Source organism: Streptomyces sp. NPDC001634, assembly GCF_040298185.1.
Taxonomy (GTDB): Bacteria; Actinomycetota; Actinomycetes; order Streptomycetales; family Streptomycetaceae; genus Streptomyces.
Genome location: NZ_JBEOZU010000097.1, coordinates 20,312 through 31,484, shown reverse-complemented (window position 1 = coordinate 31,484; position 11,173 = coordinate 20,312). Strand labels below are relative to the sequence as shown.

Here is an 11,173-nt window from a genome sequence, read left to right as displayed (position 1 = left end):
GGCGGCGGGGGATTTCTCGCCCCCGCCGCCCCTACCCGTCCCGTCCCTGGGGGCTGCCGCCCCCAGCCCACCGCTGTCGGCCTGTACGCCTCGTCGTCAAACTCCCCCAAGCCCTCGGCTTCGCTCGAGCAGGGGGACCCCCACGACGGGCTGAAATATCAGCCCCTCCGGCGTTTGAGGAGCGGGGGTCCGGGGGTTGACCCCCGAACGGGGTCCAGGGGCGGAGCCCCGCGAGGGGTCCAGGGGACGCACTCCCCGCCGAGGGTCCAGGGGCTGACCCCCGAACGGGGTTTGGGGCGAAGCCCCGCGAGGGGTCCAGGGGGCGGAGCCCCCTGGCGCGGGTCGAAGGGGTGGAGCCCCTGGAGGACGGGAAGGGCAGGGGTGGCGGGGGCGAAACAACCCCGCGCCCACCCCTACTTCACCGACCCCGCCATAACCCCCTGCACGAAGTGCCGCTGGAACGCGAAGAACACAACCACCGGCACGATCAGCGACAGGAACGCCCCGGGCGCCAGCACATCGATATTGCTGCCGAACTGCCGTATCTGCGACTGGAGTTCCACGGTCAACGGCTGTGACGAACTGTCCGCGAACAACAGCGCCACCAGCATGTCGTTCCACACCCACAGGAACTGGAAGATGGCGAGGCTGGCGATGGCGGGCCGCCCCACGGGCAGGACGAGCCGCGTGAAGATGCGCCACTCGCTGCCCCCGTCCATCCGCGCCGCCTCCAGCATCTCCTTCGGCATCTCGGCGAAGTAGTTCCGCAGCAGGAACACCGCGAACGGCAGACCGTAGGCCACATGGAAGAGGACGACGCCCGGGATCGTGCCGAACAGCCCCAGCTGCCCGAAGAGTTTGGCGACCGGCAGCAGCCCGATCTGCACGGGCACCACCAGCAACGCCACCACCACCAGGAAGAGCGGCTCGCGCCCCGGGAAGTCCAGCCACGCGAACGCGTATCCGGCGAGCGCCGCGATGACGACGACCAGGGTCGTCGCGGGCACCGAGATCAGCACCGTGTTCCAGAACGCCTGTGTGATCCCGGCGTTCTTCAGCAGCGCCGAGTAATTGTCGAAGGACAGCTGCCCGGGGCTCGCCAGTGCCGTCCACCAGCCACCCTTCGCCGTGTCCGCCGCCGACCGAAGCGACGAGACGAACAGCCCCGCCAGCGGGGTCAGCCAGATCAGGCCGATCACCACGAGGAAGGCCTGCACCAGCCCGTTGCCCAGGCCGCGCCTGACCGCGTTCATCGCTGACTCCTTCGGAAACGGCGGACGTTGAAGACCATCGCGGGGATCACCAGCAGCAGGAGCAGCACTCCGAGCGCGCTGCCGAGCCCCTGGTTGTTGCCGCCGCCGAAGGACACCAGCCACATCTGTGTCGCGAGCACGGTCGCGTCCTCCTGCACCGGCCCGGGCGCGATGATGTAGACGAGGTCGAAGACCTTCATCACATTGATCACCAGGGTCACGAAGACCACGGTCAGCACCGGTGCGAGCAGCGGGACGGTGATCCGCCGGAAGATCTGCCACTCGTTCGCCCCGTCCATCCGCGCCGCTTCCAGCGCGTCCCGCGGCAGGGTCGCGAGGCCCGCGCCGATCAGCACCATGGCGAAGCCGGTCCAGATCCACAGGTACGCCCCGATGATCGCCGGAGTGACCAGCGTCGGCCCGAGCCAGGAGACGCCCTGGTACGGCGGCGCGAAGTTCGACGCCGGGAGCTTCACCGTGTACGTGCCCGAGTCCAGTCCCGAGAAGCGGAAGGAGCCGTCGGACGCGGTCGTCGTGCTCGCGACGGTCCGGCCGCCGCGCACGGCCTCGACCTTCATCCGGGGCAGTCCGCTCTCCCGCCGGTCGACCTGACCGGGCCGTCCTCCCCCACCGGGCGTGAAGTCCAGGTAGACGACCCCGCGCAGCTCGTCGGGGGCCGCCTTGCGTCCGGCCGCCGCATACGCGGGCTCGGCCCCCTTGGGCAGGTCCTTGGGCAGTACGCCGACCATGGCGAGCGCCACCGAGTCCCCCGGCGAGACACTCGCACTCGTCCGGTACGAGCCGTCGCCGTCCGGGGTCAGCCCCTGTCCGACGCGGGCCCGAGCCGTCGGATACGACGACGTCCCCTCGAAGGCCTCGTGGACCGAGACCACGGCGGCGTTCAGGACCCCCTTGTGCGGGTCCTCGTCGTAGGCGAGCCGGAAGATGATGCCCGCGGCGAGGAAGGACACTGCCATCGGCATGAACAGCAGCAGCTTGAACGCCGTCGCCCAGCGGACCTTCTCCACCAGGACGGCCAGGATCAGGCCCAGGCCCGTCAGCAGGGCCGGGGCCACGACGACCCAGATGGTGGTGTTGCGGATCGCCTTGAGCGTCGCCGGGTCGCGGAACATCTCGGCGTAGTTGTCGCCGCCCACGAACCGGGTGCCTGAGGCGTCGAAGAAGCTGCGGCCGACGGAGAACAGCACCGGGTAGACGACCAGGGCGCCGAGCAGGAGCAGCGCGGGGAAGACGAAGAGCAGCGCGATGATCCGCCCGCGCCGTCGCGTGCGCCGAGCGTGGCCGGCGTGCGCGACGGGCGGGGGGCTCGCGTCCTTCACGAGCGTGGTGGCGGTCATGGCAGGTCAGCCCTGGTACGCCTTGGCCGCCGCGTCCTCCAGCTTGGCCGCGGTCCCCTTCGGGTCGGACGGGTCGCGCAGGAAGTCCTGCAGGAGCTTCCATTCACCGGCGCCCTTGGTGCCGCCGAACGCCGCCGGCGCCTGGTCGGACATGTCGAATCGGACCGAATCCCCGGTGTCGACAAGGGACTTGGCGGTCGCACGGGTGACGTCGTCGCCGTAGGAGGCGAGGTCGAGCTTCTTGTTCGGGGACAGGAAGCCGCCCGCCTTCGCCCACACGGCAGCCGCCTCGGGGGTCGCCAGGTACTCCAGGAGCTTCATCCCGGCCTTGGAGTTCTTGCCGTCCTTCAACACGACCGCCGCGTCGCCGCCGCTGACGACCGGCGCCGTGCCGCCGTCGACCGACGGGAACGGGAAGAAGTTCGCGTCCTTCCCGATGGTCTTCCCGAACTGGTCGTGGGCGACCCCGGCGACGAAGTCGCCCTCGTAGACCATGCCGGCCTCGGGCTTGGGGCCGAAGACCTTCTCGACGGAGCCCGGGAAGTCGGTGTTCAGGGCCTCCTTCTGGCCGCCGGCTATCAGCTGCTTGTCCTTGAAGAGCTTGCCGAGTGTGGTGAGCGCCTTGACCACGCTCGCGTCGGTCCACTTCAGTGTGTGGGCGGCGAGGGCGTCGTACTTCTCGGGGCCGGCCTGGGAGAGGTAGATGTTCTCGAACCAGTCGGTGAGCGTCCAGCCGTCCTCGCCGGCGACCGCGAACGCGGCGAGGCCGGAGTCGGAGACGGTGTGCCCGGCCTTCAGCATCTCGTCGTACGTCTTCGGCGGCTTGACCCCGGCCTGCGTGAGGGCGTCCGGGCTGTACCAGACGGTCGACTTGTGGGCGGCCTTGAAGTAGAGGCCGTACAGCTTGCCGTCGACGCTGCCGTACTTCTTCCATACGGGGGCGAAGTCGGCGTCGACCGTCTGCTCGGCAGTCCCCGACAGCGGCTGGAGCCAGCCCTTCTTCGCGAACTGCTGGAGCACGCCGACCTGCGGGACCATCACGACGTCGGGGGCGTTGCCGCCCTCGATCTTGCTGCCGACGACGGTGGAGACGTTGTCGCCGGTGGACACGAACTGCGTCTTGGCGCCGGTCTTCGCGGTGAAGGCGTCCAGCACCTTCTGGAAGTTCTTCTGCTCGCTGCCGGACCAGACACCGGCCACGGTGACCGTCTGGCCGCTGAGCGACTTGTCTCCGCCGCCGGCGGAGACCGGGCCGCCGCCGCAGGCGGTCGCGCCGAGCGCCAGGGTGAGGGCGGTGCAGCCGGTGAGCAGGGTGGTACGTCCTCGCATCATCGTTGATGTCCCTTCGGGGAGTTGGGAGTTGACGGAGCTGGGGGTCTTTCTCGGGTCTTTCTCGGGTCTCTCTCGGGGTCTTTCTCAGGGGTCCCGGTGGTTCAGAGGTCGGTGCCGTCACTGATCCACCAGGCGGCCGTGGAGCCGGGGAGAACCCCGGCCGGGCATGGGCCGCTGGACAGCAGGGGCGTGCCGGAGACCGGCGCGGGTGTGGGGGCCGTGGTGAAGTTGACGGCGCAGACGAGACCGTCGCCGCGGACGAAGCCGAGGACGCCGGGCGGGGTGTCCAGCCAGCGGAGGGAGCCCTCGCCCAGCTGGGGCAGCGCGGCTCGCAGTTGGAGGCCGTCGCGGTACAGGTGCCAGAAGGAGCGGGTGTCGGCGAGGGCGCGGTCGGTGGCGTGCTCGGCGAACCACTCCGGCTGCGGCAGCCATGGCTTGGCGCCCTCGGCCCCGGAGGTGAAGCCGAACGGGGAGGCCTGCCCGGACCACGGCAGCGGCACCCGGCAGCCGTCGCGGATGCGGGCGCGGCTTCCGGTGCGGCGGAAGATGGGGTCGGTGAGCACGTCGTCGGGCAGGTCGACGACCTCGGGCAGGCCCAGTTCCTCGCCCTGGTAGATGTACGCGGCCCCGGGCAGCGCCAGCATCAGCAGCGCGGCGGCACGGGCGCGGGCGGCACCGAGGCCGCTGCCCTCGGTGGCCGGTTCGCCGTAGCGGGTGACGGTGCGGACCTGGTCGTGGTTGTTGAGGACCCAGGTGACCGTGGAGCCGGTATCGGCTATGTCCTGCATGGCCTCGGAGATGACCTTGCGGAAGGCGTCGGCGTTCCAGGGTGCGCTGAGCAGGTCGAAGAAGAAGGCCTGGTGGAGCTCGTCCGGGCGGACGTACTGGGCGTGTTCGCGGGCGGTGGGGACGGAGACCTCGCCGACCAGCAGGCGCTCGCGGCCGTCGCGTGCCGTGTACTCCTCGCACACCGCACGCCAGTGGCGCCACACCTCGTGCACCTCGGGCTGGTTCCAGGCGAGCGGGTTGACCGAGTCGCGGGTGCGGGCGTCGGCCTCGGGGTCCGGGGAGTCGGGCAGGTCCCGGTGCTTGAAGAGGCCGGCGGCGACGTCGATGCGGAAGCCGTCGATCCCCCGGTCCAGCCAGAAGCGCAGGACGTGCTCGAAGTGGGCGGCGACCTCGGGGTCGCGCCAGTTCCAGTCGGGCTGCTCCGGCGTGAACATGTGCAGGTACCACTGGCCGGGGCGGCCGTCCGCCTCGGTGACACGGGTCCAGGCCGGGCCGCCGAACATGGAGTGCCAGTTGTTGGGGGGCTCGGAGCCGTCAGGTCCGCGTCCGTCGGCGAAGTGGAAGCGGGTACGGGCCGCGCTGCCGGGAGCCGAGGCGAGCGCCTCGCGGAACCACGGGTGCTCGCCGGAGCAGTGGTTGGGGACGATGTCCAGGAGCACCTTGATGCCGAGCCGCCGGGCGGCCGCCATCAGCAGGTCGAACTCGGCGAGGTCGCCGAAGAGCGGGTCGACGTCGCAGTAGTCGGCGACGTCATAGCCGTGGTCGTGCTGCGGCGAGGGATAGAAGGGGCTCAGCCAGATCCCGTCGACGCCGAGCTTCTTGAGGTACGGCAGCCCGGCCCTGACCCCGGCCAGATCGCCGATGCCGTCGCCGGTGCTGTCCAGAAAGCTGCGGACGTACACCTGGTAGATCACTGCGTCGCGCCACCAGCGGCGGGTGTGGATGCGCTTGAGACTCACCCCGGAGACCTGTCTGTGCGTGCTGGAAGGCCCGGATGGGGCCAGCTGTTATGCATGCATGTTAAGTAGGTATGTCGAGAGAGTGTCAACGAACAGGCAGAAGCTACCGAAGAGTTGGTCCGCTATGTCCGCATTTATTGGGCCAGCATCGACAGAGATGAGATGTCCGCGTTACCTAACAAGTAACTAGGACTGGCCTAGCGGTGGGAGATCGCTGCGAGCTCGCGCGCCAGCCGTCGTACCGCCGACTCGGGCGTCTCCTGCCCGGTCAGCGCGTCGTGGACGACCGCCTGAACCGCCAGGCTGACCTGGTCGTAGCGCGGGCTCTTGGGGCGCGGCGCGGCGGCGAGGACACTCGCGCGCAGGGTCGGCAGATACGGGAACTCCCGCACCAGCCCGGGATCGTCATAGAGCGAGGCGCGTACGGGCGGCAGTGCGCCGCGCGTGAGGACCTGGCGCTGCACGCGCTCGCTGGTGAGGTACGCGATCAGGCGTGCGGCCGACTCGGGATGCCGCGCGTGTGTGTTGACCGCCAGATTGGAACCGCCGAGGACGCTGGTCCCCGGCCCGTCCGGGCCCGGCAGCGGTACGGCGCCGATCTTCCCGGCGACCTTGGACCCCTTGGCGGAGGCGACGACGTACGCGTAGGGCCAGTTGCGCAGGAAGAGCAAGTGGCCGTCCTGGAACGCCTGTTTGGACTCCTCCTCCTTGTACGTCAGCGCCTTCCTGGGTATCCAGCCCTCGCGGACGCCACGGGCGAGGAACCCGATGCCCTCGCGGGCCGCGGCCGAGTTCACGGTGACGCGCTCGCCCTCGTCGCCGAGGATCGTGCCGCCCGCCGAGTACACCGCCTCGGCCGCGTTGACGGTGAGGCCCTCGTACGGCAGGAACTGACCCGCGTAGCCGTCGAGTCCGTACTTCGGGGCGATCGTCTTCGCGTCCTGTTCCAGTTCGGCCCAGGTGCGCGGCGGCGCCACACCCTCCTTGGCGAGGATGTCCGCGCGGTACAGCAGCAGGCCGGCGTTGGTGACGTACGGGACCGCGTACAGCTGACCGTCGTAGGTCGCCGTGTCGACGACCGGCGGCAGGAAACTCTTCAGCGGAAAGCGGTCGCGCGGCAGCGGGCGTATCCAGCCCGCCGCCGCGAACTCCGAGGTCCAGGCCACGTCGATATTGAGGACGTCGAACCGGCTGCGGTCTCCGCCGCGCAGGTCGGTGGTCATCTGCGCGTGCGTCTCATCGGCGGAGTCCGGGAGCTCGACGAGGGTGACCTTCTCGCCGGGGTGGGTACGGTTCCAGCCCTCCAGCAGCGGTCCGAGATAGCCGGTGAGGTCGCCTGCCGTGGCCAGGGTGAGAGGGCCGCGGCCACCCACGGTCCCGTCGTCGGCGCGGGCGCCGGAGGCAACGTAACCGGTCAGGACCACGGCGAGGACGAGGAGGCCCCTACCGGCGGCGTGGATCCACCGCATAGGTTCCTCCCTGTACACCGGCACCGGGCACCTTCGCCCGGGGTCAGAGGCCATGTATACCTGTTAGGTATGGGCGATACTAGGGCCTGGAGCACAATACGAGGATCTGAGGAGGACAGCACGAGTGCGCCTGCCCCTCCTGGCACTCCTCGCGCGCGGCCCGGCCCACGGCTACGAGCTCAAGCAGGACCTTGAGCAACTGCTGGGCTCCGCGTACCCTCAGCCGAACGTCGGCCAGATCTACGTGACCCTCGGCCGCCTCGAGAAGTCGGGACTGATCGAGGGCGAGGAGGTCGAGCAGTCCAGCCGGCCCAACAAGAAGATCTACCACCTCACCGACGCCGGGCGGGAGGCGCTGCGCGCCTGGTACGAGGAGACGACGGACGACCCGCGGGTGCGGGACGAGTTCTTCATGAAGCTGGCGCTCGCTCCGCAGACCGGTCTCGCCGATCAGATCGCCCTGATCAACAAGCAGCGGCGCCAGTACCTCAACACCATGCGCGACCTGTCCAAGCTGGCCGCCGCCGAAGACCGCGACAACCGTGTCGCCCAGCTGCTGATAGAGGGCGCGATGCTGCACCTGCAGGCCGACCTCGACTGGCTGGAGCGGTGCCAGGAGGAACTGGAGGAGCTGGAGTGAGCGAGAGCCCCACTCCTCTGCTGCACGCCGAAGGGCTCGTCAAGACCCACTACGGCGAGGGCGCGCCCGCCCACGCGGTGCGCGGAGTCGATCTGTGCGTGACCCGGGGCGAGTTCGTGGCCATCACCGGCCCGTCCGGCGCGGGAAAGTCCACGCTGCTGCACCTGCTGGGCGGGCTGCAGCGACCGGACAGCGGCAGCATCCGGCTGGACGGCGAGTCCACGGACTCCTACACCGAGGCGCGCTGGGCCGTGGAGCGCAGGAAGCGCATCGGCATCGTCTTCCAGTTCTTCAATCTGGTGTCCAACCTGTCGGTCGCGGACAACGTCGAGCTGCCCGCGCTGCTCGCCGGTGTCCCGCCGAAGCAGGCGCGCGCCGAGCGCGAGGAGCTGCTGGCCGAGCTGGGTCTCGCGGGCAAGGAGCGCAGCATGCCGGGCGAGCTGTCCGGCGGCGAACAGCAGCGGGTCGCGCTGGCCCGGGCCCTGGTCAACCATCCGCCCCTGCTCCTGGCCGACGAGCCCGCGGGCAGCCTCGACAGCAAGGGCACCCGCGAGGTGATGCGACTGCTGTCCCGCTTCCACCAGCGCGGCCAGACGATCGTGCTGGTCACTCATGACGCCCGGCTGGCCAGCGCCGCCGACCGGGTGATCAGCTTCTTCGACGGCCGGATCGTCGACGACGCGCAGCTGGACGGCACACCGTCACGCAGGGCCGGGACGTCCGGTGTGCTGGAGCTGAAGGACTGATCCGCGTGCACGACGAAACGGGCGCGAACCGCCCCGCTCCGCGCGAGACAAGGGGCTGACGCCGTGCGAGCCACCCTGCGCTGGGCGCACTCCGATCTGCGCACGCACCGCGGCGAGGCACTGTTCATCGTGCTCGCCACCGCCGGCATCGTCACCTCGCTGCTGCTGGCCACCGCCCTCTTCGGGTATGCGACCAACCCCTGGCAGCGGATCTTCACTCAGGCCCGCGGCGCGCACGTGTGGATCCACACCGGCCCTTCCGCCGACGCCCGCAAACTCGCCGGTCTGGACGGGGTCGAGTCCGTCGCCGGCCCCTATCCCACCGAGTCCGCCACCGTCGTCTCCCGTGGCGTCCGCGCCTCCGTGGAGCTGCGGGGCACACCCCGGCTGCCGTCCGTCGGCCGACCGCTGCTCACCTCGGGTCACTGGCTGGACCCCGCTCGCCCCGACGGCGTGGTGCTGGACAGCCGCCTCGCACGGGCACTGCTGGCAGAGCCCGGAGACACCCTGACACTGACCGGAACGGCCCGGACACTGACCGTCGTGGGCACCGCGGACAGCGCCGAACCCCGCTACAGCCCGGGCGAACAGCCGGGGCTCGTCTGGGCGCTGCCCTCCGCCCTGCGCGACCCCGGCGGCCAGGTGACCGGACTGCGCCTGACCGACCCGGCTGACACGGACTACGTCGTCCAGCGCGCCGTCACCGTGCTGGGTGCGGGAGCGGTCAGCGAAGTCTCGACCTGGCAGCAGGCGCGGGCCGAGGCGCAGGGCGACAACCGCCTGCTGGGTCAGGTCCTCGGCCTGTTCGGACTGGGCGCGCTGGTCGCCGCCGGGTTCGCCGTGCACGGGGCGATCGGCACCCGTATCCGCGGGCATCTGCGGGACATCTCGGTGCTGAAGGCCATCGGCTTCACACCCGGCCAGGTCGTCCGGATCTTCCTGCTCCAGCACATCGCGTACGCCCTGCTGGGCGCCGTGGCCGGGGCCGCGCTCACCCAGGGGCTGGGCAGCCGGGTCCCGGGGCGACTCGGGGACGCTGTGGGGGTGTGGCACGGGCTGCCGGGGCACACCGTGGCGCTGTTCGCGATACCGGTGGGCGCGGTGCTGTTCATCGCCGCCACCACCGGGCTCGCGGCCTGGCGGGCGGGACGGGTGCCTCCGGTGCCGGTGGCGCGGGCTGCGGCACCGGCCGGCGGGCCCCTGGCGGGCGTCGCACGCCGGGCCCTCGGCCTGCGACTGCCGCCCGCGCTGGTCCTGGGCTGGCACAAGGCGTTCTCGCGCCGTCCCAGGTCACTGGCCACCGTGGCCCGGCTGGCCCTGCCGCTGCTGCTGATGGTGGTGGCGATGAGCGCATGGACCACCATCGACCGCTTCCACAGCCGGCCCGAACAGGTCGGCCTCGCGGCCGCTCTCACCGTCCGCCCCGACGGCGGCCTCGGCGACACCGCCGCCCGCTCCCTGCTGAAGGACAATCCGCAGGTCGCCGCCGCCTACCCGGGGGTCGAGGTGGCCGCTCTGGTCCCGGGGCAGACGGCCACGATCGCCCTGCGCGGACTGGGCACCCGCCAGGACCCCTACCCCTACGCCCTGGCCGAGGGTCGCCCCGCCCGGGACCGCGACGAGGCGGTGGCCGGTCAGGGGCTGCTCGACCTGCTGGGCGTGCGCGTCGGCGACTGGGTACGGATGACGGTCGGCGAGCAGCCGCAGATCCTGCACATCGTGGGCCGCAGTATCGAGCCGGAGAACGCGGGCCGGGTCATCTCCACCTCGCTCGACACCCTCCGCGAGAACGACCCGGGGCTGCGTCCCACCCTCTACCAGCTCACCCTCCGTCCCGGTGCCGACCCGCACGAGGTCGCCCGGGAGCTGGCCAAGGCCGCCCGCGGACATCTGGACGTGCACCCGGTGACGAACCCCGCGGACGGGCTCTCGCCGCTGCGCGGCGTCGTCGTCGGACTGATCGCCGTCCTCGCGCTCATCGGGATGGTCGAACTGCTGACCGCGATCGGCGGCACCGTCCGCGAGGGCGAGCGCGATCTGCTGGCGCTCAAGGCGATCGGACTGACCCCGCGGCAGATCACCGCGATCACCGTCACGGCCACCGCCTGCACCGCCCTGGCCGCGGTCTGTGTCGGCACGGCGCTGGGGATTCCCCTCGCCCACTGGCTGATCGACGCCCAGGGCCGGTCCAGCGGTATCGGCGCCGGGCTGGCCCAGGGCCCCTCCCCCGCCCTCCTGCTGTTGTTCGGGGCCGCCGCCGTACTCGGCGCCGCCGCCCTCGCCGCCCTGCCCGCGGCCCGCGCGGCGCGCCGCCGGCTCGCGGACACCTTGAGCGCGGTGGCCTGAGCGGAACGCGACAGGGGCGGCTTCGGCAGTGGTCCGCGAAGCACTGCGGGATGGCGGCGCGGAGGCGCGGGAATCCGGAGCAGCCCACGGAGAACGAGGGGGCGCGGGAACCCACAGAACACGCGGAACACGCGGAACACGCGGAACACGCGGAACACGCGGAACACGCGGAACACGCGGAACACGCGGAACAGAACGGAACCACGCGGAACATGCGGAACATGCGGAACATGCGGAACATGCGGAACACGCGGAACACGCGGAACACGCGGAACACGCGG

8 protein-coding genes are annotated in these 11,173 nt (G+C 71.0%); 3 read left to right on the top strand and 5 right to left on the bottom strand.

Annotation, left to right across the window (positions count from 1 at the left end):
• Positions 1–413 precede the first annotated feature (413 nt).
• The 5 genes from ABT186_RS40140 to ABT186_RS40120 form a co-directional block, all read right to left on the bottom strand.
• Positions 414–1,253, bottom strand: coding sequence for a carbohydrate ABC transporter permease (locus ABT186_RS40140; RefSeq protein ID WP_351232820.1), 840 nt, complete (start codon positions 1,251–1,253; stop codon positions 414–416).
• A complete protein-coding gene (locus tag ABT186_RS40135) occupies positions 1,250–2,611 on the bottom strand; it encodes an ABC transporter permease (protein WP_351232818.1) in 1,362 nt (453 codons plus the stop codon). Before ABT186_RS40135 ends, ABT186_RS40140 begins: the two co-directional genes overlap by 4 nt.
• A 6-nt stretch (positions 2,612–2,617) precedes the next feature.
• Entirely contained in the window at positions 2,618–3,943 is a 1,326-nt protein-coding gene (locus ABT186_RS40130) for an ABC transporter substrate-binding protein (protein ID WP_351232816.1), read from the bottom strand.
• A gap of 101 nt (positions 3,944–4,044) precedes the next feature.
• Entirely contained in the window at positions 4,045–5,691 is a 1,647-nt protein-coding gene (locus ABT186_RS40125) for a glycoside hydrolase family 13 protein (RefSeq protein ID WP_351929294.1), read from the bottom strand.
• Positions 5,692–5,888: 197 nt separating this feature from the next.
• Entirely contained in the window at positions 5,889–7,160 is a 1,272-nt protein-coding gene (locus tag ABT186_RS40120; RefSeq protein ID WP_351232812.1) for an ABC transporter substrate-binding protein, read from the bottom strand.
• A gap of 124 nt (positions 7,161–7,284) precedes the next feature.
• Here ABT186_RS40120 and ABT186_RS40115 point away from each other — a divergent pair, with 124 nt between their 5' ends.
• The 3 genes from ABT186_RS40115 (at position 7,285) to ABT186_RS40105 (ending at position 10,892) form a co-directional block, all read left to right on the top strand.
• The gene (locus ABT186_RS40115; protein ID WP_351929292.1) at positions 7,285–7,800 is read left to right on the top strand and encodes a PadR family transcriptional regulator; all 516 of its coding nucleotides are present in this window, start codon (positions 7,285–7,287) and stop codon (positions 7,798–7,800) included.
• Positions 7,797–8,546 (top strand): ABC transporter ATP-binding protein, encoded by a 750-nt coding sequence (locus ABT186_RS40110; RefSeq protein WP_351232808.1) that lies wholly within the window; start codon positions 7,797–7,799, stop codon positions 8,544–8,546. Before ABT186_RS40115 ends, ABT186_RS40110 begins: the two co-directional genes overlap by 4 nt.
• A 63-nt stretch (positions 8,547–8,609) precedes the next feature.
• On the top strand, positions 8,610–10,892 hold the full coding sequence (locus ABT186_RS40105; RefSeq protein ID WP_351232806.1) for an ABC transporter permease: 2,283 nt from the start codon (positions 8,610–8,612) through the stop codon (positions 10,890–10,892).
• Positions 10,893–11,173: the final 281 nt, after the last annotated feature.